This is a genomic window from Streptococcus sp. FSL W8-0197, assembly GCF_037963785.1.
Taxonomy (GTDB): domain Bacteria; phylum Bacillota; class Bacilli; order Lactobacillales; family Streptococcaceae; genus Streptococcus; species Streptococcus oralis_CQ.
The window spans coordinates 1,856,637-1,879,805 of record NZ_CP150168.1 but is presented as its reverse complement, the minus strand read 5'-3'; the positions used below and the strand labels follow the sequence as shown (position 1 = coordinate 1,879,805).

Annotated in this window: 34 protein-coding genes; all 34 read left to right on the top strand. The window is 42.3% G+C overall.

All coding sequences use genetic code 11. The annotated features are described in order from the left end of the window. Positions 1 to 76: 76 nt before the first annotated feature. The 34 genes from NYE79_RS09225 to rplO all read left to right on the top strand — a co-directional run bounded on the left by NYE79_RS09225 (position 77) and on the right by rplO (position 23,157). Positions 77 to 1,345, top strand: a complete 1,269-nt coding sequence (locus tag NYE79_RS09225; RefSeq protein ID WP_049550232.1) for a nucleotide disphospho-sugar-binding domain-containing protein — start codon at positions 77 to 79, stop codon at positions 1,343 to 1,345. 3 nt (positions 1,346 to 1,348) lie between these two features. Continuing rightward, positions 1,349 to 2,329 (top strand): NAD(P)-dependent oxidoreductase, encoded by a 981-nt coding sequence (locus tag NYE79_RS09220; protein ID WP_049500472.1) that lies wholly within the window; start codon positions 1,349 to 1,351, stop codon positions 2,327 to 2,329. Continuing rightward, positions 2,304 to 3,119, top strand: coding sequence for an MBL fold metallo-hydrolase (locus NYE79_RS09215; protein WP_049500470.1), 816 nt, complete (start codon positions 2,304 to 2,306; stop codon positions 3,117 to 3,119). The genes NYE79_RS09220 and NYE79_RS09215 overlap by 26 nt, the downstream gene beginning before the upstream one ends. Further along, complete coding sequence (locus tag NYE79_RS09210) at positions 3,097 to 4,359, top strand: F390 synthetase-related protein (protein ID WP_049500468.1); 1,263 nt, start codon at positions 3,097 to 3,099, stop codon at positions 4,357 to 4,359. Before NYE79_RS09215 ends, NYE79_RS09210 begins: the two co-directional genes overlap by 23 nt. A gap of 14 nt (positions 4,360 to 4,373) precedes the next feature. Further along, the gene (locus tag NYE79_RS09205) at positions 4,374 to 5,318 is read left to right on the top strand and encodes a 3-oxoacyl-[acyl-carrier-protein] synthase III C-terminal domain-containing protein (RefSeq protein ID WP_049500466.1); all 945 of its coding nucleotides are present in this window, start codon (positions 4,374 to 4,376) and stop codon (positions 5,316 to 5,318) included. A gap of 135 nt (positions 5,319 to 5,453) precedes the next feature. After that, the gene (gene cls, locus NYE79_RS09200) at positions 5,454 to 6,986 is read left to right on the top strand and encodes a cardiolipin synthase (RefSeq protein WP_049500464.1); all 1,533 of its coding nucleotides are present in this window, start codon (positions 5,454 to 5,456) and stop codon (positions 6,984 to 6,986) included. Between the two features lie 73 nt (positions 6,987 to 7,059). After that, on the top strand, positions 7,060 to 7,203 hold the full coding sequence (locus tag NYE79_RS09195) for a hypothetical protein (RefSeq protein ID WP_162837939.1): 144 nt from the start codon (positions 7,060 to 7,062) through the stop codon (positions 7,201 to 7,203). A gap of 35 nt (positions 7,204 to 7,238) precedes the next feature. After that, entirely contained in the window at positions 7,239 to 8,756 is a 1,518-nt protein-coding gene (locus tag NYE79_RS09190) for a damage-inducible protein CinA (protein ID WP_065371526.1), read from the top strand. A gap of 120 nt (positions 8,757 to 8,876) precedes the next feature. Further along, on the top strand, positions 8,877 to 11,084 hold the full coding sequence (gene nrdD, locus NYE79_RS09185; protein ID WP_049520569.1) for an anaerobic ribonucleoside-triphosphate reductase: 2,208 nt from the start codon (positions 8,877 to 8,879) through the stop codon (positions 11,082 to 11,084). A gap of 11 nt (positions 11,085 to 11,095) precedes the next feature. Continuing rightward, entirely contained in the window at positions 11,096 to 11,236 is a 141-nt protein-coding gene (locus tag NYE79_RS09180) for a hypothetical protein (protein WP_000521627.1), read from the top strand. Between the two features lie 44 nt (positions 11,237 to 11,280). Beyond that, on the top strand, positions 11,281 to 11,781 hold the full coding sequence (locus NYE79_RS09175) for a GNAT family N-acetyltransferase (protein WP_065371528.1): 501 nt from the start codon (positions 11,281 to 11,283) through the stop codon (positions 11,779 to 11,781). A 4-nt stretch (positions 11,782 to 11,785) separates the two neighbouring features. Further along, positions 11,786 to 12,382 (top strand): anaerobic ribonucleoside-triphosphate reductase activating protein, encoded by a 597-nt coding sequence (gene nrdG, locus NYE79_RS09170; protein WP_049520530.1) that lies wholly within the window; start codon positions 11,786 to 11,788, stop codon positions 12,380 to 12,382. After that, on the top strand, positions 12,379 to 13,005 hold the full coding sequence (locus tag NYE79_RS09165) for a phosphoribulokinase (RefSeq protein WP_049520529.1): 627 nt from the start codon (positions 12,379 to 12,381) through the stop codon (positions 13,003 to 13,005). The genes nrdG and NYE79_RS09165 overlap by 4 nt, the downstream gene beginning before the upstream one ends. Before the next feature lie 265 nt (positions 13,006 to 13,270). After that, a complete protein-coding gene (gene rpsJ, locus NYE79_RS09160; protein ID WP_001284513.1) occupies positions 13,271 to 13,579 on the top strand; it encodes a 30S ribosomal protein S10 in 309 nt (102 codons plus the stop codon). Between the two features lie 216 nt (positions 13,580 to 13,795). Beyond that, complete coding sequence (gene rplC, locus NYE79_RS09155; protein WP_000160197.1) at positions 13,796 to 14,422, top strand: 50S ribosomal protein L3; 627 nt, start codon at positions 13,796 to 13,798, stop codon at positions 14,420 to 14,422. Positions 14,423 to 14,446: 24 nt separating this feature from the next. Then, complete coding sequence (gene rplD / locus NYE79_RS09150; RefSeq protein ID WP_000024537.1) at positions 14,447 to 15,070, top strand: 50S ribosomal protein L4; 624 nt, start codon at positions 14,447 to 14,449, stop codon at positions 15,068 to 15,070. Next, the gene (locus tag NYE79_RS09145; RefSeq protein ID WP_001055347.1) at positions 15,070 to 15,366 is read left to right on the top strand and encodes a 50S ribosomal protein L23; all 297 of its coding nucleotides are present in this window, start codon (positions 15,070 to 15,072) and stop codon (positions 15,364 to 15,366) included. The genes rplD and NYE79_RS09145 overlap by 1 nt, the downstream gene beginning before the upstream one ends. Positions 15,367 to 15,383: 17 nt before the next feature. After that, a complete protein-coding gene (rplB, locus tag NYE79_RS09140) occupies positions 15,384 to 16,217 on the top strand; it encodes a 50S ribosomal protein L2 (RefSeq protein WP_000512910.1) in 834 nt (277 codons plus the stop codon). Positions 16,218 to 16,320: 103 nt separating this feature from the next. Beyond that, positions 16,321 to 16,602, top strand: coding sequence for a 30S ribosomal protein S19 (rpsS, locus tag NYE79_RS09135; RefSeq protein WP_000533766.1), 282 nt, complete (start codon positions 16,321 to 16,323; stop codon positions 16,600 to 16,602). An 11-nt stretch (positions 16,603 to 16,613) separates the two neighbouring features. Then, complete coding sequence (rplV, locus tag NYE79_RS09130) at positions 16,614 to 16,958, top strand: 50S ribosomal protein L22 (RefSeq protein ID WP_000818137.1); 345 nt, start codon at positions 16,614 to 16,616, stop codon at positions 16,956 to 16,958. Between the two features lie 12 nt (positions 16,959 to 16,970). Further along, the gene (rpsC, locus tag NYE79_RS09125; protein WP_339293697.1) at positions 16,971 to 17,624 is read left to right on the top strand and encodes a 30S ribosomal protein S3; all 654 of its coding nucleotides are present in this window, start codon (positions 16,971 to 16,973) and stop codon (positions 17,622 to 17,624) included. Positions 17,625 to 17,627: 3 nt separating this feature from the next. Beyond that, positions 17,628 to 18,041 carry a 50S ribosomal protein L16 gene (gene rplP, locus NYE79_RS09120; protein WP_000960946.1) on the top strand — a complete coding sequence of 138 codons (414 nt, stop codon included), beginning with the start codon at positions 17,628 to 17,630 and terminating at the stop codon, positions 18,039 to 18,041. Positions 18,042 to 18,050: 9 nt separating this feature from the next. Next, positions 18,051 to 18,257, top strand: coding sequence for a 50S ribosomal protein L29 (gene rpmC / locus NYE79_RS09115; RefSeq protein WP_000772918.1), 207 nt, complete (start codon positions 18,051 to 18,053; stop codon positions 18,255 to 18,257). Positions 18,258 to 18,281: 24 nt separating this feature from the next. Continuing rightward, positions 18,282 to 18,542, top strand: a complete 261-nt coding sequence (rpsQ, locus tag NYE79_RS09110; RefSeq protein WP_000440801.1) for a 30S ribosomal protein S17 — start codon at positions 18,282 to 18,284, stop codon at positions 18,540 to 18,542. A gap of 25 nt (positions 18,543 to 18,567) precedes the next feature. Next, positions 18,568 to 18,936: a 50S ribosomal protein L14 gene (gene rplN, locus NYE79_RS09105; protein WP_000616545.1), complete on the top strand. Its 369-nt coding sequence runs from the start codon at positions 18,568 to 18,570 to the stop codon at positions 18,934 to 18,936. 78 nt (positions 18,937 to 19,014) lie between these two features. Further along, the gene (gene rplX, locus NYE79_RS09100) at positions 19,015 to 19,320 is read left to right on the top strand and encodes a 50S ribosomal protein L24 (protein ID WP_000497691.1); all 306 of its coding nucleotides are present in this window, start codon (positions 19,015 to 19,017) and stop codon (positions 19,318 to 19,320) included. A 23-nt stretch (positions 19,321 to 19,343) separates the two neighbouring features. Next, complete coding sequence (gene rplE / locus NYE79_RS09095) at positions 19,344 to 19,886, top strand: 50S ribosomal protein L5 (protein ID WP_000013542.1); 543 nt, start codon at positions 19,344 to 19,346, stop codon at positions 19,884 to 19,886. 17 nt (positions 19,887 to 19,903) lie between these two features. Beyond that, complete coding sequence (locus NYE79_RS09090) at positions 19,904 to 20,089, top strand: type Z 30S ribosomal protein S14 (protein WP_001085697.1); 186 nt, start codon at positions 19,904 to 19,906, stop codon at positions 20,087 to 20,089. Between the two features lie 213 nt (positions 20,090 to 20,302). After that, a complete protein-coding gene (rpsH, locus tag NYE79_RS09085; RefSeq protein ID WP_000245504.1) occupies positions 20,303 to 20,701 on the top strand; it encodes a 30S ribosomal protein S8 in 399 nt (132 codons plus the stop codon). Between the two features lie 186 nt (positions 20,702 to 20,887). Further along, positions 20,888 to 21,424: a 50S ribosomal protein L6 gene (gene rplF / locus NYE79_RS09080; RefSeq protein WP_000086623.1), complete on the top strand. Its 537-nt coding sequence runs from the start codon at positions 20,888 to 20,890 to the stop codon at positions 21,422 to 21,424. An 83-nt stretch (positions 21,425 to 21,507) separates the two neighbouring features. Beyond that, complete coding sequence (gene rplR, locus NYE79_RS09075; RefSeq protein WP_004244055.1) at positions 21,508 to 21,864, top strand: 50S ribosomal protein L18; 357 nt, start codon at positions 21,508 to 21,510, stop codon at positions 21,862 to 21,864. A 17-nt stretch (positions 21,865 to 21,881) separates the two neighbouring features. Next, positions 21,882 to 22,376 (top strand): 30S ribosomal protein S5, encoded by a 495-nt coding sequence (gene rpsE / locus NYE79_RS09070; RefSeq protein WP_000874204.1) that lies wholly within the window; start codon positions 21,882 to 21,884, stop codon positions 22,374 to 22,376. 13 nt (positions 22,377 to 22,389) lie between these two features. Then, on the top strand, positions 22,390 to 22,572 hold the full coding sequence (rpmD, locus tag NYE79_RS09065; protein WP_000057241.1) for a 50S ribosomal protein L30: 183 nt from the start codon (positions 22,390 to 22,392) through the stop codon (positions 22,570 to 22,572). A gap of 144 nt (positions 22,573 to 22,716) precedes the next feature. Continuing rightward, the gene (gene rplO, locus NYE79_RS09060) at positions 22,717 to 23,157 is read left to right on the top strand and encodes a 50S ribosomal protein L15 (RefSeq protein ID WP_000766089.1); all 441 of its coding nucleotides are present in this window, start codon (positions 22,717 to 22,719) and stop codon (positions 23,155 to 23,157) included. Positions 23,158 to 23,169 lie beyond the last annotated feature (12 nt).

The window sequence follows — 23,169 nt, the reverse complement described above, 5'->3', positions numbered from 1 at the left end:
CTTCAAAATATAAATAATATTGGAAAGAACTATCATTTTGGTAGTTCTTTTTTTTAAAATTTGCTATCCTAGACATATGAGAAAAATCAAAATTGATGTGGTTGTAGTACCCTTAAGTGGGCATCTCTTCCCAACACTGAATTTACTTGCACCCTTGTTGAAGGATCCCTTGTATGAGATTCGATTATTTACAGGACCGCAACGAAAAACTGTAGCAGAGGAGATGGGATTCCGAGTGATTTCCATTTTAGAAAATTGTGTAGATGAGTTTGAGCGTGTAGCCAACAATGAAGGTCAATTAAACCTGTTTTCTGCTTATCGACAGTTGTCAGCTAGTCTTGATTTGATCAATGTGGTTTCAGATCAATTAGTGCAAGAGTGGCAGGAAAATAGACCGGATATTGTGATTGCGGACTTTATAACCCTCTCTGGAGGACTTGTTGCGGAACAGTTGAATATTCCCTGGATTACCACGATGGCGACACAGTTTGCCATTGAAACGACAGATGGACCGCCTTGTTTCTTTGGAGGATTGGGCAGTCCAAAAACATCTTTCCAATCTGGTCTGCAATGGCTAGGAAGAAAAGGGACTCGTTTAGGGAAACGAATCGTAAGCTTTTTATTGAGAGAACGATTGAAACGTTACGATTTTAAACTTTACAATCAGAAAGGTCAGGAAACCATCTATTCACCCTATTCCATCTTGGGAATTGGGATGAAAGAGTTGGAGCTGAAAAGTGGTTTTCCAGAGCACTACCTTTGGGTGGGACCTTTTGGCTCTTCGATTGAGAGGGCAGAAAATTATCCCCTCGATTTGTCTCCTTATGCAGGTTATAAGAAGGTCCTTGTCTCCTGTGGCACTCAGCTAGCATGGGCCAAAGACAATCTCCTCTGTCAGACACAACAATTGGCAGAAGCACATCCAGATTGCCACTTCTTTGTGACTCTGGGGTTTGGCGGACAAGACTTCCAATGTGAAGAGCTCATGGACAATGTTTCTGTGGTATCCTATCTTCCCTATAAGGAGTACATTCCTCAGATGGATTATGTGATTCATCATGGTGGTGCGGGTATTTTTTACCAGTGTATCATCTATGGTAAGCCTGCCTTGATTCTCCCCCATGACTATGATCAGTATGACTATGCAGTTCGTGGATTAGAGGCAGGGATTGCTTTGACTGCTAAACGAGAGGATACGGAAGCGATTGGACGCGCCTTTGATGAGTTGTTGGCTAGAGATGACTGGGCAGACTTGAACAAACTTAGTCGTGCAGCTCAAATCTATCAGCCAACAGAGATTCTGAAGAGCGAAATACATCGGCTCTTAGGGGACAAGGAGAAGTAAAAAATGAAGAAAGTATTGGTAACAGGTGCTACGGGCTTTCTAGGCAAGTATGTTGTTGAAGAGCTCAGTCAGCAGGGCTATCAGGTACGCGCTTTTGGACGCAATCGCAAGGTGGGTCAGTCTTTAGAGAACTCCTCTGTGGCATTTTTTCAGGGAGATTTGACCAAGCAAGAGGATTTAGCTCGGGCTTGTCAGGGGATGGACATGGTTGTGCATGCGGGTGCTCTTTCTACCGTTTGGGGTGCTTGGGAGGATTTCTACCAGACAAATGTCTTAGGGACCAAGTATGTTCTGGATGCTTGCCGAGAGGCTGGTATTCAGCGTTTGGTTTATGTGTCCTCGCCTAGCATCTATGCTGCGCCTCGAGATCAGCTAGCTATCAAAGAAAGTGCTGCGCCTCAGGAAAATAATCTGAACAACTACATTCGTAGTAAGCTGGCTTCGGAGAAGCTGTTTAAGGATTATCCCGATGTTCCGAGTATTATTTTACGACCTCGTGGGCTTTTTGGGATTGGGGATACCAGTATTTTGCCCCGAGTTCTCAAACTCAGTCAGAAGATTGGCATTCCCTTAATAGGAGACGGTCGTCAGCTTATGGATATGACCTGTGTGGAAAATGTCGCTCTGGCAATTCGCTTGGCACTAGAGACTCCTCAAGCTAGTGGCGAAGTTTATAATATTACCAATGGGGAATCAAGAACCTTTAAGGATTTGATTGAAGAAACCTTGAGAGAGTTGGGTTATCCAATAACATACAGAAAAGTGCCAGCTCCTCTTCTTTCAGTTATTGCTAGTAGTTTAGAGTTTCTGTATAAGGTCTTGAAACTCAAAGGTGAACCGCCTCTGACACGCTATACCTATTATCTGCTCCGTTATAGTCAGACGCTGGACATCAGCAAGGCGGAGCGAGACTTGGAGTATCGCCCTCAAATCAGTATTTCGGAAGGGATTGAACAATATGTCCAAGATTATCGAAAGCATTGATTATTTCCCAGCAGGCTACTGTACCAGCTACACAGGTTTGCTATTTAAGGGAGTCAAGAATCAAAAGATGACCTTTCCAGCAGGTGTTTTTCTTATCAAACACAGGGACAAGGGCTATCTCCTCTATGACACAGGCTATCATTACGATATTAAGACCCGGCTTCGCTATGGTTTCTATCGGCTAGGAACGCCCGTTCAAATGACGGAGAAGGACCAAATTTCACGTTTACTGGAAGCGAAGGGAATCAAACCAGAAGAAATTAACTATGTTCTTCTATCACACCTACATCCAGATCATCTGGGAGGAGCTAGTTTCTTTCCTCATGCAACCTTTATCTTGACAAAAGAAGTATATGAAGTCTACCAAAAACCCAAATTGAAAGACTTGATTTTCAAGGAGTTTTTACCTGCTTCTTTTGAGAAAAATCTAACCATTATCAGAGCTGACCAGCAAGTTTCAACTTTTCCCTATCGTCCAATTTGTGATCTTTTTGGAGATGGCAGTATCCTAGTAGCCTCTGTTGACGGGCATGCTAGGGGGCAAGCCTGTCTATATTTTCCAGACCTTAATCTCCTCATTGCAGCGGACCTCTGTTGGGGAATTGATCTCTTACCTTACACCAAGCAGATGCACCTGATTCCTTCCTTTGTTCAGGATAATAAGTCTGACTATATCAGGGGGACAGAGTTTCTGGAGGAAGTCTTAAAGGACGGTATCGAGGTAGTTGTTAGCCATGATCCTGTAGAAAGGATAGAGTCAATCTTACATGAAAAAAATAACCTTTCTTAAAACCTTTATCCAAACTCGATGGCTTCATCATTTCAAATCTCGAGAAGCTGTAGAAAACTATCAGAAAAAGCAATTAACTAACTATATAGACTTTTTAAAGCGAGAGTCGCCCTACTTTAAAAATGGAGTTCCTAGCAACTTTGACCATATGGACAAGGCTTTTATGATGGAACATTTCAATGAGCTCAACACCCAAGGAGTGGATCGTGATGAAGCCTTATCCTTAGCTATTGAAAGTGAGAAGACCCGTGACTTCACTGAACTTAAAGGGGAAGTAGCCGTCGGTCTGTCTTCAGGGACGTCTGGACATCGGGGGCTCTTTATCACAACAGAGAAAGAGCGAAGTATGTGGGCTGCGGCTATCTTGGCAAAGATGTTGCCCAAGGGGCAGCTTTTTGGACACCGCATCGCCTTTTTCCTGAGAGCTGATAATGAACTCTATCAGACCATCAATACAGCGCTCATTCGTCTAGAGTATTTTGATATTTTCAAACATACAGATGAGCATATCGAGCGACTCAACAACTATCAACCAACGATTATTGTGGCGCCAGCCTCGATGTTGATTGAATTGAGCAAGCGTCTTAAGGCTGGAGAGTTAGCCATTCATCCTCAAAAAATCGTTTCGGTGGCGGAAATCTTGGAAGATAGTGATAGAGGACGAATCGCAGAAGCCTTTTCACTATCCATCATTGATCAAGTTTATCAGGCGACTGAAGGTTTCTTAGCCTGCACTTGCTCAGCTGGCAATCTGCATCTCAACGAAGACATTATCTTTGTGGAAAAGCAGTATCTAGATGACCGCCGTTTCTATCCAGTGATTACGGACTTTAAACGAAGCAGTCAGCCTGTTTATCGCTACCAGCTCAATGATATCTTGGTTGAAAATCCGGAGCCTTGTCCCTGTGGCTCCTACTATACACGGATTGACAAGGTCGAAGGACGCTCTGATGATATCTTCTACTTTAAAGGGCAGAATGGCGGGCAGGTAACGATCTATCCAGACTTTATCAGGCGTTGTATCCTCTTTGTGGAGAATGTAGGAGATTACCAAGTTAAGCAACATTCCGAGAAATTAGTGGAAGTTTGTTTAAGCCGAAGAGATGAGGACGTAGAGACAGCAATTTTAGCACAGTTCCAACTCTTGGCCCAGCAAAAAGAGTTCATAGTTCCTCAAATCCAATTTTCAGATTATCACTGGGATATTAGCCGTAAACTCAAACGTATCCAACGTTTATGAAAGGAAGAAAGACAATGACAGAAGTAAAAAGACATGTAGAAATCGCAGGTTATGGCATTTGCCTTCCAAAGCATACAGTTCAATTTAAAGACCAGACCCGTTATCGTGTAGTTGAAAATGAAGAAACGCAACTCGACTTGGCAGAAGGAGCTATCCACCGTGCACTTGAACATGCAAATTTGGATATTAAAGATATCAATTGCCTTGTATCAGCTAGTGCAGTTGGTGTTCAGCCTATTCCTTGTACGGCTGCCTTGATTCATGAGCGCGTGGCAAAAGGACTCTCAATTCCAGCAATGGACATCAATACGACCTGTACCAGCTTTATTTCTGCTCTATCGACTATGTCCCACTTGATTGAGGCGGGCGAATACAATCGTGTCTTGCTTGTGTCTAGTGAGGTTGGTAGTTTAGGGCTCAATCCCAAGCAAAAAGAAAGTTTTGAACTCTTTAGTGATGGGGCAGCAGCCTTTATTTTCCAAAAAAGTCATCAGGAAAAAGGGGTCATTGCTAGTCTCCAACGTACTTGGTCAGAAGGGGCTCACGATACGGAGATTCGTGGAGGTCTGACTTCTTTTCAACCAAAAGAGTACTCTGAAGCGACGAAGACCAACTATATGTTTGACATGAAGGGGAAGAAAATCCTCCTCTTGTCTGCTCGTAAAATCCCAGTCATGTTTGAAGAGTTTCAAGAAAAAACACAGCTAGCCTTGGCAGACGTGGACTATATCATTCCTCACCAAGCAAGTCGTGCTCTTCCTTTGGTCATGGAAAAACTAGGTGTGGCTGAGGATCAGTACCTCAATCTCGTCACTGACTATGGAAATATGGTGTCAGTCTCTGTACCGTTTGGCCTGGCTTATTCTTTGGAGCATGGACTTATCAAGGAGGGAGATGTCGTCTACCTTATGGGGACTGCAGCTGGTATGACGGTCAATATGTTGGCTCTGAAATTGTAATAATCATCTAAACACGGAACGACTGGAACTTGAGCAAAGGTAAACGGTTGCTATCTACCCCTGAACTGAGGTATACTAGTAGAAACATTAGTTTATCAAGCAGTTAAGGAGAATGTTAGAAAAGAAAGGGGATGTATGACAGCTAGAAAAATGCAGCTACTCATGTCCAAATATGGTTTTAGTATTACCATCATGTTGGCAGAGTTGTTTATCGTCTTTGGTTTATTTCTCTATCTAGGGCAAATGGCTCCAATTGTCTGGATTATCCTGGTCATTTTAGTGAGTTTAGCGACCATTGTATCGATTGTCAATCGGTCTATGAATCCTGAGAGTAAGGTAACATGGCTGTTAGTAGCCTTTGTGCCAGTGTTTGGCCCATTGCTCTATATCATGTTTGGAGAGCGTCGTTTATCTAAAAAAGAAATGAAGCAGCTAAAGCAGCTCCAATCAATGGTTGATCGAGAGGACAATAGCAGAGCTCTCCGTTTGGAGTTAAAGGAACAAGACAAATCAGCTTACGGAGTTATCAAATCACTCCTTAGCATGGATACGAATGCCGATGTCTATGATCGAACGGATACACAATTTTTTGCATCTGGGGAAAGTATGTGGCATCAGATGCTAGAGGATCTCAAGAAAGCTGAGAAGTTTATCTTTCTCGAATACTATATCATCGAAGAAGGTTTGATGTGGAATAGTATTTTGGAGATTTTGGAAGAAAAGGCAGCTCAAGGAGTAGAGGTGAAGCTTCTCTATGATGATATTGGTTGTATGGCAACCTTGCCTGGAGATTACACCATCCAGCTTCGTGGTCGAGGGATTGAAGCCCACAAATTTAATAAGGTGATTCCACGTTTGACCGTTGCTTATAACAACCGTGATCACCGTAAAATCATGATTATCGATGGTCAAATTGCCTATACAGGTGGTATCAATCTGGCTGATGAGTATATCAACCATATCGAACGCTTTGGTTATTGGAAGGATAGCGGTATTCGTCTGGATGGACCGGCAGTTAAGGCTTTTACCAGACTCTTTTTATCTGCCTGGTATATCAACCGTGGAGAGATTAGTGATTTTGACCAATACCATCTTGAAAATCAGCCAAAAGATGGGATGGGGCTCTGTATTCCCTATAGTAGTGGACCAAAACCCATCTACAGAGCTCAAGTTGGAAAAACGGTCTACCAAAATCTTATCAATCAAGCTACAGATTACGTCTATATCACGACTCCCTATCTAATTGCTGACTACGATCTAACTGAAAGTATCAAAAATACAGCTCTGAGAGGGGTAGATGTGCGAATTGTGACACCGTGTATCCCAGATAAGAAGGTTATTCAGCTAGTTACTCGAGGGGCTTATCCAGACTTGTTATCTGCAGGAGTTCGTATTTATGAATACAGTCCGGGATTCCTTCATAGCAAGCAAATGCTTGTCGATGGAGAAGTGGCCACCGTGGGAACCATCAATTTTGACTATCGGAGCTTGCTTCACCACTATGAAAATGCCGTCTTACTTTATAGAACGCAGTCTATCATCGCTATTGAAAGGGACTTCGAAGAGATTTTTAAAGTTTCTCAAGAAATTTATCCCCACACCATCAAAACCAGCTGGTATCAAAGCCTGGTCAAGGAAATTGTCCAGTTGTTTGCACCCATGCTTTGACAATCAACCAAGATCTAGCCCAAGGCTGGATCTTTTTTGTTTTCTTACGAATAGATAAGTAAAGGAGAAAACCATGCTTAATCTAGAAGATGATGATTTTGTCAGAGAGTATAGTAACAGTCGATTCCACCGTTTTCGTGAAATCGAACGCTTTGCGTTATTGGATAAGAAATTCAGCAAATATCAATCCCAAGCTGACATTCCTGTAAGATTTTGATATACTAAAACAGATAAACTTAGAGGAGAAATTGAATGAACGTATACGGGAAAATAGATGAGAAACAAGAAGAATCTCATTACCAAGACTGGTCAGTGCCAGAAAAACGAGAAGGAGCTCCCATTCCCTTTTTTAGTATTTTGCTTTGGAGTTTAGTGGCCACAGCCATTTCGGTTGCCCTGCCTTTTATTTTTGGTTTAATCAGTCCGCAACAAAGTCAGGATCTTTATACCGGTTGGGCCTTGCATCAAAATGGTCAAATGTATACAGATTATTTTGGGACGGAGGGATTGCTCTATTATGTGCTAACCTACCTTTTTCAAGGTAGTATTCTGATTGCTTTGGTTGAGTGGTTGGCCTTGTTTGGAGCAGGTGTTTTTCTTTTTAAGGCTGCGAATACTCTTGTCGGCCAAGAAAAGGAAGCGAAGCGAGTTGTCTTTATTTTATACTTGCTTGTAGCTGGACTCGCTTTTGGTGGTGGCTATGCTCTTTTGCTAGCCCTGCCTTTCCTATTTTATTCATTGAGTATCGTTACAAATTATCTCGCTTTTCCAAAGGATGATAAAGGATTTGTACGAGTGGGGATGAGCCTTGCTCTCGCTTTCTTCCTTGCGCCAATCCCAACCGTCTTGTTTGCGGCTGTACTGGCCTTGGGGATTATCGGCTTTAATCTAGCTAAAGGTCACTTTGTTCATGGTCTATATCAGTTCTTTGCGTCAGCCCTAGGATTTTCACTCTTATTCTATCCTTTAGGCTACTATACAGTGTGGACAGGTAGTTTTGGAGATGCTATTAGCCAGACCTTGTATCCGGTAAATACTCTTAGCCTCTTTTCAAATTCGCATTTGCTTGAAAATGCAGCCTTCTATGGTTTGCTTGCTATTGGATTAGGTTCCCTTGGTTTGCTCTTTGCAGGCTTGTTCCAGTCAAAACCAGCCAAGCAATATGCCCTCTCAATTGCTACTAGCTTGGGATTGTTGATTTCTTTAGGAATCTTGATTCTCTCCCAAGAACCTATCAACGGTACTCGTCTTGTGGTGCTAATTCCTTTCTTGGTCTTGCTCCTTCTGACAGGAATCAAGGAAGATGTTTCGGAGGGAGGGAGTCGTCGTAGAAGAAGACGTGAGAAACAAACTTCTTTCTTTAAAGGAAATTTCTATCTACCACTGATTGCCCTTGCTTATCTCATTGTTCTTCCTATTGTGAGTCGTTACCTTTCTCACCCAACGACTTATCAGGAGAGAGACCGTCTTGCTAGCGTGGTCAAACAACAAACGAGTTCTGAGGATCGTGTCTATGCTTGGGATGATCGTCCTGATTTCTACCGTGCAAGTGAACGCTTGGCGCCGACTTCTCTATCAACTCCAACACTTTATACTGCAAGCGATGAAAATAAAACCAAACTGATGAATGACCTGAAAGAGAATCAACCGAAGATGATTGTGGTCAATCAAAAAGTTGCCTTGTGGTCAGATGTAGAGAGCTGGCTCAGTGAAAACTATGAGCTTGTTCAGACAAATACTAGCGAGTTCAAACTTTATAAATCCAAATAACAAAAAATCAATATCTTGTGGAATTTTAAAATTTTTAGGATTTTTAACACAAGATATTGATTTTTATTTTAAGAGTGGTATAATACTTCATAGAACAACATTTTAGAAAAGAGCATGGATATGATTGTATTAGAAGAAAAGCTTGCAACCGTTCCCACCTTGTTCGTTGAAAAACGAGATGGTAGACGAGTGGTGTTTGATGTAGACAAGATTGACAAGGCTCTCCACAAGGCGGCGGAAAAGGTTATGGACGTTACGCCTCTAGTAGAAAAACGCCTAAATGGTCTAGTTGAAAGAATCGTGACTGAAATTCACAGCCGCTTCCCTCAAGGTGTCAAGATTTATGAAATTCAAAATGTCGTAGAGCACGAACTCCTTGAAGCCAAAGAGTATGCACTAGCTGAGGAGTATATCACTTATCGGACACAAAGGGATTTTGAGCGCTCAAAAGCGACAGATATCAACTTTAGTATCCATAAACTTCTCAATAAAGATCAAGCAGTTGTCAATGAAAATGCCAATAAAGACAGCGATGTCTTCAACACCCAGCGTGATTTGACAGCAGGGATTGTTGGGAAGTCGATTGGGCTGCAAATGCTTCCTAAGCACGTAGCTAATGCTCACCAAAAAGGGGATATCCACTATCATGACTTGGACTACAGTCCCTACACTCCTATGACCAACTGCTGTTTGATTGATTTTAAAGGCATGCTAGAAAATGGTTTTAAGATTGGGAATGCAGAGGTAGAGAGTCCCAAGTCTATCCAGACTGCGACAGCTCAAATTTCTCAAATCATCGCTAACGTTGCTTCTAGCCAGTACGGGGGTTGCTCAGCTGACCGTATCGATGAAGTCTTGGCTCCGTATGCGGAGAAGAATTACCAAAAGCACCTCAAGGATGCGGAAGAGTGGGTCTTGCCCGAGAAACGGGAAGATTATGCTTGGAAGAAAACTCAAAAAGACATCTACGATGCCATGCAATCTCTTGAGTATGAAATCAACACCCTCTTCACTTCAAATGGACAAACACCTTTTACTTCACTAGGTTTTGGTCTAGGAACTAGTCGTTTTGAACGGGAAATTCAAAAAGCTATCTTGACCATTCGTATCAAGGGGCTTGGTTCAGAACACCGCACAGCCATCTTCCCAAAACTTATCTTTACGCTTAAAAGAGGCCTTAACTTGGAAGAGGGAACTCCAAACTATGACATCAAACAGTTGGCCCTCGAGTGTGCAACCAAGCGGATGTACCCAGATGTCTTGTCCTATGATAAGATTATTGAACTGACAGGTTCCTTCAAGGTTCCTATGGGTTGTCGCTCCTTCCTCCAAGGATGGAAGGATGAGAATGGCGTAGAGGTCAATTCAGGTCGGATGAATCTAGGTGTTGTGACGGTTAATCTGCCTCGTATCGCCCTCGAGTCTGAAGGAGATCTGAATAAGTTTTGGGAAATCTTCAACGAGAGAATGAACATTGCGGAGGATGCTCTGGTTTATCGTGTCGAACGAACCAAGGAAGCAACACCAGCAAATGCCCCTATCCTTTATCAGTATGGAGCCTTCGGCCGCCGTCTCGGAAAAGAAGAAAGTGTTGACCAACTCTTTAAGAATCGCCGTGCGACAGTTTCGCTGGGCTACATCGGTTTGTACGAAGTGGCTACAGTCTTCTTTGGAAATAGCTGGGAAAGCAATCCTGAAGCCAAGGAATTCACATTGGATATTATTCGCGATATGAAACGTCGTGTGGAAGAGTGGTCTGACCAATATGGTTACCATTTCTCTATCTACTCCACACCGTCTGAAAGTCTGACAGATCGCTTCTGTCGCTTAGACACAGAGAAGTTCGGTTCTATTCCTGACATCACGGATAAGGAATACTACACCAACTCGTTCCACTACGATGTCCGGAAAAATCCAACGCCGTTTGAAAAATTAGACTTTGAGAAAGTTTATCCAGAAGCAGGTGCGTCAGGTGGTTTCATCCATTATTGTGAGTATCCAGTTCTTCAACAAAATCCTAAAGCCTTGGAAGCTGTTTGGGACTATGCCTATGACCGTGTCGGCTATCTAGGGACCAATACTCCGATTGATCGTTGCTACAAGTGTGACTTTGAAGGGGATTTTGAACCAACTGAGCGAGGCTTTGCTTGTCCCAACTGTGGCAATAGCGACCCTAAAACAGTAGATGTGGTCAAACGTACGTGTGGTTATCTGGGAAATCCTCAAGCGCGTCCGATGGTTAATGGACGCCACAAGGAAATCGCTGCGCGTGTCAAACACATGAACGGTTCAACTATTAAAACAGCCGGACATGAAGTAACAAATTAGAAGGAAACGCAATGGGGAAATACCAATTAGACGATAAGGGACGCGCACAAGTGACCCGTTATCACGAGAAACACTCGAAAGGTGGGACAGGTAAAAAAGAACGCTTGCTCAACCTCAGAGAACAGTTTTTAAACAAGAGCAAGAAAAAATAAAAGTGAGAGTCTGCTCTCACTTTTCTCTTAGGTGGGATGGGAATATGGAACTACGCAGACCGATATTGGCAGATAAAGAAACAGTTTTAGAGATGATGGCAGAGTTTGAACAGACTCAATCAGCCCACGATGGCGGGTTTTGGGATGCTGAGAATTTTGTTTATGAAGAGTGGCTAGAAGAAAATCTTCAAGCGGAAGCGGGACTCAATATTCCTGAAAACTGGGTTCCTGCTATCCAGCTGATTAGTTTTGACGTAGCAGGCCAGGCTCTTGGCTTTCTCAACCTTCGTCTCCGATTAAATGACTACTTACTAGAAAATGGTGGCCATATCGGCTATTCCGTTCGCCCCTCTGAAAGAGGCAAAGGTTATGCCAAAGAAGCTCTCCGACAAGGCTTACAAGTCGCCAAGGAAAAGAACATCAAAAAAGCACTTGTGACCTGTAGTACGGAAAATCCTGCTAGTAGGGCGGTGATTGTGGCAAATGGAGGACTCTTTGAGGATGTTCGCAATGGCGTAGAACGTTACTGGATAGATTTGGAGTAAAAGGATGACATGGAATACACCAAAACCAGGTGAATGGAAAAGTGAGGAGCTTAGTAAAGGGCGAATCATTGATTACAAGGCTTTTAACTTTGTCGATGGAGAAGGTGTGCGCAACTCTCTCTATGTATCAGGTTGCATGTTTCACTGCGAGGGGTGCTATAATGTTGCGACTTGGTCTTTCAACGCAGGCATTCCCTATACGGCAGAATTAGAAGAACAAATCATGGTAGACCTTGCCCAGCCCTATGTTCAAGGATTGACCTTGCTGGGGGGAGAACCTTTTCTTAATACAGGTATCCTCTTACCTCTCGTTAAGCGAATTCGAAAGGAATTGCCAGACAAAGACATCTGGTCCTGGACGGGCTACACTTGGGAAGAAATGATGCTGGAGACTCCAGACAAATTGGAACTCTTGTCGCTGATTGACATCCTTGTCGATGGACGGTATGATAAAAGCAAGCGCAATCTTATGCTCCAGTTTCGAGGGTCTTCTAATCAACGAATTATCGATGTGCAAAAATCTCTCAAACAAGGTCAAATAGTGATTTGGGACAAACTTAATGACGGAAAAGAAAGCTATGAGCAGGTGAAGAGAGAATGAAGAAAAAAGACCTGATAGAACAACTGGTTTCAGAGATCGAAACGGGAAGAATTAGGACGCTAGGGATCTACGGTCATGGGGCTTCAGGTAAATCAACCTTCGCTCAGGAATTACATCAAGCCCTAGATTCCACTACAGTAAATTTACTAGAAACAGATCCCTATATCACTTCAGAACGTCACCTGGTAGTACCAAAGCAAGCACCAGATCAAAAGGTGACAGCTTGTCTGCCTGTAGCACATGAACTGGCAAGTTTACAGAGAGATATTCTCGCCTTGCAGGCAGGTATGGATGTCTTAACAATCGATGAACCGTGGAAGGCTAGCGAGGTCTTGTCTGGAGCCAAACCAATTCTGATTGTTGAAGGGATGTCTGTGGGATTTCTACCCAAGGAACTCTTTGACAAAACTATCTGTTTCTACACGGATGAGGAGACCGAATTAAAGAGGCGCTTAGCTCGAGATACGACTATGAGAAATCGGGATGCATCTTTTGTATTGGCTAGCCATCAGATGAGACGGGAGCAGTATCTGCGATACTATAGAGAAAACGAGTCTAAAGCGGACATTTTAGTAGATCAATCAGAAGATACATTCAAGGTCAAAATGACACACATTATATAGAAGAAAAGACGGTTTTTTATAGATATAAATCCGTAATCTTGGAAAGATGAAAAGAGAAAACAGTTTCATCTTAAAAAAACGAAAAAAAGCTCACAAATCCCTTGCAATCGTAGGGGCTTTGTGTTATTCTATTATGGTGCTGTAAATTACAGCCTTAGCTTTGATGCAAGAGGTTGCGACACGCTCGGTTGCATTGCCACGCAACGCGCGTCGGTTTTCTTGTGGAGCTAGCCTATTATCTTAAATAGACGAAAAGGAGAAAAAGATGGCAAACAAAAAAATCCGTATCCGTTTGAAAGCTTACGAACACCGTACGCTTGACACAGCGGCTGCAAAAATCGTAGAATCAGCTACTCGTACAGGTGCACAAGTTGCGGGTCCAATCCCACTTCCAACTGAGCGTAGCCTCTACACAATCATTCGTGCGACTCACAAATACAAAGACTCTCGCGAACAATTTGAAATGCGTACACACAAACGTTTGATCGATATCGTTAACCCAACTCAAAAAACAGTTGATGCGTTGATGAAATTGGATCTTCCAAGTGGTGTAAACGTAGAAATCAAACTTTAATCTAAAATATAAAAGAGCAGAGGCTGGTGTTTCAATTTAATTGAACACGGGCTAAACTCGGTGTGAAAAAGATAAACTTCCTAGTGTCTGTTAGACACTGCGTCAGTTTCCTATTTTCACTTTGAGTTTGACGCCCTTTGTATCTTAGACTTGAGCATAAAAAACGCTCGTTAAAAACTTTTTGAATAAAAAATATAGAAAAGGAACTATTTTCTCATGACAAAAGGAATCTTAGGGAAAAAAGTGGGAATGACTCAAATCTTCACTGAAGCTGGCGAATTGATCCCTGTAACAGTTATTGAAGCAACTCCAAACGTTGTTCTTCAAGTTAAAACTGTTGAAACAGACGGATACAACGCTATCCAAGTTGGTTTCGATGACAAACGCGAAGTATTGAGCAACAAACCTGCTAAAGGACATGTAGCGAAAGCTAACACGGCTCCTAAGCGCTTCATTCGTGAATTCAAAAACGTTGAAGGCTTGGAAGTTGGTGCTGAAATCACAGTTGAAACATTCGCAGCTGGAGACGTTGTTGACGTAACTGGTACTTCTAAAGGTAAAGGTTTCCAAGGTGTTATCAAACGCCACGGACAATCACGTGGACCAATGGCTCACGGTTCTCGTTACCACCGTCGTCCAGGTTCTATGGGACCTGTTGCACCTAACCGCGTATTCAAAGGTAAAAACCTTGCAGGACGTATGGGTGGCGACCGCGTAACAATTCAAAACCTTGAAGTTGTACAAGTTGTTCCAGAAAAGAACGTTATCCTTATCAAAGGTAACGTACCAGGTGCTAAGAAATCTCTTATCACTATCAAATCAGCAGTTAAAGCTGGTAAATAATAAAGAAAGGGGAAATCAGTCACAATGGCAAACGTAACATTATTTGACCAAACTGGTAAAGAAGCTGGCCAAGTTGTTCTTAACGATGCAGTATTTGGTATTGAACCAAATGAATCAGTTGTGTTTGATGTGATCATCAGCCAACGCGCAAGCCTTCGTCAAGGAACACACGCTGTTAAAAACCGCTCTGCAGTATCAGGTGGTGGACGCAAACCATGGCGTCAAAAAGGAACTGGACGTGCTCGTCAAGGTTCTATCCGCTCACCACAATGGCGTGGTGGTGGTGTTGTCTTCGGACCAACTCCACGTTCATACGGCTACAAACTTCCACAAAAAGTTCGTCGCCTAGCTCTTAAATCAGTTTACTCTGAAAAAGTTGCTGAAAACAAATTCGTAGCTGTAGATGCTCTTTCATTTACAGCTCCAAAAACTGCTGAATTTGCAAAAGTTCTTGCAGCATTGAGCATCGATTCTAAAGTTCTTGTTATCCTTGAAGAAGGAAATGAATTCGCAGCTCTTTCAGCTCGTAACCTTCCAAACGTGAAAGTTGCAACTGCTACAACTGCAAGTGTTCTTGACATCGCAAATAGCGACAAACTTCTTGTCACACAAGCAGCTATCTCTAAAATCGAGGAGGTTCTTGCATAATGAATTTGTATGATGTTATCAAAAAACCTGTCATCACTGAAAGCTCAATGGCTCAACTTGAAGCAGGAAAATATGTATTTGAAGTTGACACTCGTGCACACAAACTTTTGATCAAGCAAGCTGTTGAAGCTGCTTTCGAAGGTGTTAAAGTTGCCAACGTTAACACAATCAACGTAAAACCAAAAGCAAAACGTGTTGGACGTTACACTGGTTTTACTAACAAAACTAAAAAAGCTATCATCACACTTACAGCTGATTCAAAAGCAATCGAGTTGTTCGCTGCTGAAGCTGAATAATCTAAGGAGGAAATATCGTGGGAATTCGTGTTTATAAACCAACAACAAACGGTCGCCGTAATATGACTTCTTTGGATTTCGCTGAAATCACAACAAGCACTCCTGAAAAATCATTGCTTGTTGCTTTGAAGAGCAAGGCTGGTCGTAACAACAACGGTCGTATCACTGTTCGTCACCAAGGTGGTGGACACAAACGTTTCTACCGTTTGGTTGACTTCAAACGTAACAAAGACAACGTTGAAGCAGTTGTTAAAACTATCGAGTACGATCCAAACCGTTCTGCAAACATCGCTCTTGTACACTACACTGACGGTGTGAAAGCATACATCATCGCTCCAAAAGGTCTTGAAGTTGGTCAACGTATCGTTTCAGGTCCTGAAGCAGATATCAAAGTCGGAAACGCTCTTCCACTTGCTAACATCCCAGTTGGTACTTTGATCCACAACATCGAATTGAAACCAGGTCGTGGTGGAGAATTGGTACGTGCTGCTGGTGCTTCTGCCCAAGTATTGGGTCAAGAAGGTAAATACGTTCTTGTTCGTCTTCAATCTGGCGAAGTTCGTATGATTCTTGGAACTTGTCGTGCTACAGTTGGTGTTGTCGGAAACGAACAACATGGACTTGTAAACCTTGGTAAAGCAGGACGTAGCCGTTGGAAAGGTATCCGCCCAACAGTTCGTGGTTCTGTAATGAACCCTAACGATCACCCACACGGTGGTGGTGAAGGTAAAGCACCAGTTGGTCGTAAAGCGCCATCTACTCCATGGGGCAAACCTGCTCTTGGTCTTAAAACTCGTAACAAGAAAGCGAAATCTGACAAACTTATCGTTCGTCGTCGCAACGAGAAATAATAGTAAACTAGTCGCCTAAGCAACTAGGAAATCCGCCAGCTCGGTAGCGCTCCATGTGAGCGCAAGCCGCTGTGGTACAACATTTAAAGGAGAAAATATAAAAATGGGACGCAGTCTTAAAAAAGGACCTTTCGTCGATGAGCATTTGATGAAAAAAGTTGAAGCTCAAGCTAACGACGAAAAGAAAAAAGTTATCAAAACTTGGTCACGTCGTTCAACGATCTTCCCAAGTTTCATTGGTTACACTATTGCAGTTTATGACGGACGTAAACACGTACCTGTTTACATCCAAGAAGACATGGTAGGTCACAAACTTGGTGAATTTGCACCAACTCGTACTTACAAAGGTCACGCTGCAGACGACAAGAAAACACGTAGAAAATAAGGAGAACATAAATGGCAGAAATTACTTCAGCTAAAGCAATGGCTCGTACAGTACGTGTTTCACCTCGTAAATCACGTCTTGTTCTTGACAACATCCGTGGTAAAAGCGTAGCCGATGCTATTGCAATCTTGACATTCACACCAAACAAAGCTGCTGAAATCATCTTGAAAGTCTTGAATTCAGCTGTAGCTAACGCTGAAAACAACTTTGGTTTGGACAAAGCTAACTTGGTAGTATCTGAAGCATTCGCAAACGAAGGACCAACTATGAAACGTTTCCGTCCACGTGCGAAAGGTTCAGCTTCACCAATCAACAAACGTACAGCTCACATCACTGTGGCTGTTGCAGAAAAATAAGGAGGTAACATCGTGGGTCAAAAAGTACATCCAATTGGTATGCGTATCGGCATCATCCGTGATTGGGATGCCAAATGGTATGCTGAAAAAGAATACGCGGATTACCTTCATGAAGATCTTGCAATCCGTAAATTCGTTCAAAAAGAACTTGCTGACGCAGCAGTTTCAACTATCGAAATTGAACGCGCAGTAAACAAAGTTAACGTTTCACTTCACACTGCTAAACCAGGTATGGTTATCGGTAAAGGTGGTGCTAACGTTGATGCACTCCGTGCAAAACTTAACAAATTGACTGGAAAACAAGTACACATCAACATCATCGAAATCAAACAACCTGATTTGGATGCTCACCTTGTAGGTGAAGGAATTGCTCGTCAATTGGAGCAACGTGTCGCTTTCCGTCGTGCACAAAAACAAGCAATCCAACGTGCAATGCGTGCTGGAGCTAAAGGAATTAAAACTCAAGTATCAGGTCGTTTGAACGGTGCAGATATCGCCCGTGCTGAAGGATACTCTGAAGGAACTGTTCCACTTCACACACTTCGTGCAGATATCGATTACGCTTGGGAAGAAGCAGATACTACATACGGTAAACTTGGTGTTAAAGTATGGATCTACCGTGGTGAAGTTCTTCCAACTCGTAAAAACACTAAAGGAGGTAAATAACCAATGTTAGTACCTAAACGTGTTAAACACCGTCGTGAATTCCGTGGAAAAATGCGCGGTGAAGCAAAAGGTGGAAAAGAAGTAGCATTCGGTGAATACGGTCTTCAAGCTACAACTAGCCACTGGATCACTAACCGCCAAATCGAAGCTGCTCGTATCGCCATGACTCGTTACATGAAACGTGGTGGTAAAGTTTGGATTAAAATCTTCCCACACAAATCATACACTGCTAAAGCTATCGGTGTGCGTATGGGATCTGGTAAAGGGGCACCTGAAGGTTGGGTTGCACCAGTTAAACGTGGTAAAGTGATGTTCGAAATCGCTGGTGTATCTGAAGAAATCGCTCGCGAAGCGCTTCGTCTTGCAAGCCACAAATTGCCAGTTAAATGTAAATTCGTAAAACGTGAAGCAGAATAAGGAGAAGGCATGAAACTTAATGAAGTAAAAGAATTTGTTAAAGAACTTCGTGGTCTTTCTCAAGAAGAACTCGCGAAGCGCGAAAACGAATTGAAAAAAGAATTGTTTGAACTTCGTTTCCAAGCTGCTACTGGTCAATTGGAACAAACAGCTCGCTTGAAAGAAGTTAAAAAACAAATCGCTCGTATCAAAACAGTTCAATCTGAAGCGAAATAATAGACTAGGGAAGGAGAAATTTCAATGGAACGCAATAATCGTAAAGTTCTTGTTGGACGTGTTGTATCTGACAAAATGGACAAGACAATCACAGTTGTAGTTGAAACAAAACGTAACCACCCAGTCTATGGTAAACGTATTAACTACTCTAAGAAATACAAAGCACATGATGAAAACAATGTTGCCAAAGAAGGCGATATCGTACGTATCATGGAAACTCGTCCGCTTTCAGCTACAAAACGTTTCCGTCTTGTAGAAGTTGTTGAAGAAGCGGTCATCATCTAATCAAACCTGAAAGGAGAAAACTGAAATGATTCAAACAGAAACTCGTTTGAAAGTCGCAGACAACAGCGGTGCGCGCGAAATCTTGACTATCAAAGTTCTTGGTGGTTCAGGACGTAAATTTGCAAACATCGGTGATGTTATCGTGGCATCTGTAAAACAAGCTACTCCTGGTGGTGCGGTTAAAAAAGGTGACGTTGTAAAAGCTGTTATCGTTCGTACTAAATCAGGTGCTCGTCGTGCTGATGGTTCATACATCAAGTTTGACGAAAATGCAGCAGTTATCATCCGTGAAGACAAAACTCCTCGCGGAACACGTATCTTTGGCCCAGTTGCACGCGAATTGCGTGAAGGTGGCTTCATGAAGATCGTGTCACTTGCTCCAGAAGTACTTTAATTTTTAAAAACAAACTAGTCCCCTGGATTTGCCTCCAGGGTGCCCTTATGGGCGTAAGAAAAATCAAGGAGAAACCTAATGTTTGTAAAAAAAGGCGACAAAGTTCGCGTAATCGCTGGTAAAGATAAGGGAACAGAAGCTGTTGTCCTTACTGCCCTTCCAAAAGTAAACAAAGTTATCGTTGAAGGTGTTAACATTGTTAAGAAACATCAACGTCCAACTAACGAACTTCCTCAAGGTGGTATCATCGAGAAAGAAGCAGCTATCCACGTATCAAACGTTCAAGTATTGGACAAAAATGGTGTAGCTGGTCGTGTTGGTTACAAATTTGTAGACGGTAAAAAAGTTCGCTACAACAAAAAATCAGGCGAAGTGCTTGATTAATCACGAAGGAAAGGAGAAGTATAATGGCAAATCGTTTAAAAGAAAAATATCTTAATGAAGTAGTTCCTGCTTTGACAGAACAATTCAACTACTCATCAGTGATGGCTGTGCCTAAAGTAGATAAGATCGTTTTGAACATGGGTGTTGGTGAAGCTGTATCAAACGCCAAAAGTCTTGAAAAAGCTGCTGAAGAATTGGCACTTATCTCAGGTCAAAAACCACTTATCACTAAAGCTAAAAAATCAATCGCCGGCTTCCGTCTTCGTGAAGGTGTAGCGATCGGTGCAAAAGTTACCCTTCGTGGTGAACGTATGTACGAATTCTTGGACAAATTGGTTTCAGTTTCACTTCCACGTGTGCGTGACTTCCACGGTGTTCCAACAAAATCATTTGATGGACGCGGAAACTACACACTTGGTGTGAAAGAACAATTGATCTTCCCAGAAATCAACTTTGATGACGTTGACAAAACTCGTGGTCTTGACATCGTTATCGTAACAACTGCTAACACTGACGAAGAGTCACGTGCATTGCTTACAGGCCTTGGAATGCCTTTTGCAAAATAATATAGGAGGTAAATCTAATGGCTAAAAAATCAATGATTGCTAAGAACAAACGTCCAGCGAAGTTCTCTACTCAAGCTTATACTCGTTGTGAAAAATGTGGTCGTCCACATTCAGTTTACCGCAAATTTAAACTTTGCCGTGTTTGCTTCCGTGAATTAGCTTACAAAGGACAAATTCCTGGTGTAACAAAAGCATCTTGGTAATATCATGATACAAAGAGCGTAACAACCACAGCAAAAATAGGAAATTTGGAGAAGGAGCGATGCTCCAAAACAAATTTATCTTTTTTGCACAGGTTGTAGCTCGTGTTCAAATAAGAGTTCTCTCATTTGAATGTGTCAATTCTATCTGAGCCCAGCTCAATCATTAACTAGCAAGTGCAACTTGCAAACTACTAGTAAGAGGAGAAAAACAAAATGGTTATGACTGACCCAATCGCAGACTTCCTAACTCGTATTCGTAACGCTAACCAAGCGAAACACGAAGTACTTGAAGTACCTGCATCAAACATCAAAAAAGGGATTGCTGAAATCCTTAAACGCGAAGGTTTTGTTAAGAACGTAGAAATCATCGAAGATGACAAACAAGGCATCATCCGTGTATTCCTTAAATACGGACCAAACGGTGAAAAAGTTATCACTAACTTGAAACGTGTTTCTAAACCAGGGCTTCGTGTCTACAAAAAACGTGAAGATCTTCCAAAAGTTCTTAACGGACTTGGAATTGCTATCCTTTCAACTTCTGAAGGTTTGCTTACTGATAAAGAAGCTCGCCAAAAGAATGTTGGTGGTGAGGTTATCGCTTACGTTTGGTAATATTTAGCTTCCAATTTCTTTGTGACTCTTCGTTATCGTTTCTTGCCTAACCCAAAGTTATGCCCGCGAGACGATGCCTAGATTCACTTTGAAATTGAAACCTAAATGTTCCTTTAATCGAGAAATCGATTTAACCCCGTGAAAACTGGCTGTAATGGCCTGACAATCTAACAGGAGAAAATAAACATGTCACGTATTGGTAATAAAGTTATCGTGTTGCCTGCTGGTGTTGAAATCACTAACAATGACAACGTTGTAACTGTAAAAGGACCTAAAGGAGAACTTACTCGTGAGTTCTCAAAAGATATTGAAATTCGTGTGGAAGGTACTGAAGTAACTCTTCACCGTCCAAACGATTCAAAAGAAATGAAAACTATCCACGGAACTACTCGTGCCCTTTTGAACAACATGGTAATTGGTGTATCAGAAGGATTCAAGAAAGAACTTGAAATGCGCGGGGTTGGTTACCGTGCACAACTTCAAGGTAAAAAACTTGTTTTGGCTGTTGGTAAATCTCATCCAGACGAAGTTGAAGCTCCAGAAGGAATTACTTTTGAACTTCCAAACCCAACAACAATCGTTGTTAGCGGAATTTCAAAAGAAGTAGTTGGTCAAACAGCTGCTTACGTACGTAGCCTTCGTTCACCAGAACCATATAAAGGTAAAGGTATCCGTTACGTTGGTGAATTCGTTCGCCGTAAAGAAGGTAAAACAGGTAAATAATGTTGAGTGGTTGATTTTCAACCACCAACCTATTTTCCAACTTAGTGCATAGCACACGATTTAAAACTAAAGAGGTGAAAACTGTGATTTCTAAACCAGATAAAAACAAACTCCGCCAAAAACGCCACCGTCGCGTTCGCGGAAAACTCTCTGGAACTGCTGATCGCCCACGTTTGAACGTATTCCGTTCTAATACAGGCATCTACGCTCAAGTGATTGATGACGTAGCGGGTGTAACGCTCGCAAGTGCTTCAACTCTTGACAAAGAAGTTTCAAAAGGAACTAAAACTGAACAAGCCGTTACTGTCGGTAAACTCGTTGCAGAACGTGCAAACGCTAAAGGTATTTCAGAAGTGGTGTTCGACCGCGGTGGATATCTATATCACGGACGTGTGAAAGCTTTGGCTGATGCAGCTCGTGAAAACGGATTGAAATTCTAATAGGAGGACACTAGAAAATGGCATTTAAAGACAATGCAGTTGAATTAGAAGAACGCGTAGTTGCTGTCAACCGTGTTACAAAAGTTGTTAAAGGTGGACGTCGTCTTCGTTTCGCAGCTCTTGTTGTTGTTGGTGACCACAACGGTCGCGTAGGATTTGGTACTGGTAAAGCTCAAGAAGTTCCAGAAGCAATCCGCAAAGCAGTAGAAGATGCTAAGAAAAACTTGATTGAAGTTCCTATGGTTGGAACAACAATCCCACACGAAGTTCTTTCAGAATTCGGTGGAGCTAAAGTATTGTTGAAACCTGCTGTAGAAGGTTCTGGAGTTGCCGCTGGTGGTGCAGTTCGTGCCGTTGTGGAATTGGCAGGTGTGGCAGATATTACATCTAAATCACTTGGCTCTAACACTCCAATCAACATTGTTCGCGCAACTGTTGAAGGTTTGAAACAATTGAAACGCGCTGAAGAAGTTGCTGCCCTTCGTGGTATCTCAGTTTCTGATTTGGCATAAGAAAGGGGATAAAATGGCTCAAATTAAAATTACTTTGACTAAGTCTCCAATCGGACGCATTCCATCACAACGTAAAACTGTTGTAGCACTTGGACTTGGCAAATTGAACAGCTCTGTTATCAAAGAAGACAACGCTGCTATCCGTGGTATGATCACTGCAGTATCTCACTTGGTAACAGTTGAAGAAGTAAACTAATGAATTTTTAGGGGATGTGGCAATACTCATCCCCTAAAACTAGATATAGTCATCTAAAATGACGATGTATAGGCGAGTTGATAAGGGAGACAACCTTTTCTCTCTTATCGGCGCTAGCATTTTACAAAAGAGGAGAAAATAATAATGAAACTTCATGAATTGAAACCTGCAGAAGGTTCTCGTAAAGTACGTAACCGTGTTGGTCGTGGTACTTCATCAGGTAACGGTAAAACATCTGGTCGCGGTCAAAAAGGTCAAAAAGCTCGTAGCGGTGGCGGAGTTCGCCTCGGTTTTGAAGGTGGACAAACTCCATTGTTCCGTCGTCTTCCAAAACGTGGATTCACTAACATTAACGCTAAAGAATACGCAATTGTAAACCTTGACCAATTGAACGTCTTTGAAGACGGTGCAGAAGTAACTCCAGTTGTACTTATCGAAGCAGGAATTGTGAAAGCTGAAAAATCAGGAGTTAAAATTCTTGGTAACGGTGAGTTGACTAAGAAATTGACTGTGAAAGCAGCTAAATTCTCTAAATCAGCTGAGGAAGCTATCACTGCTAAAGGTGGTTCTGTAGAAGTCATCTAAGAGAGGTGACCC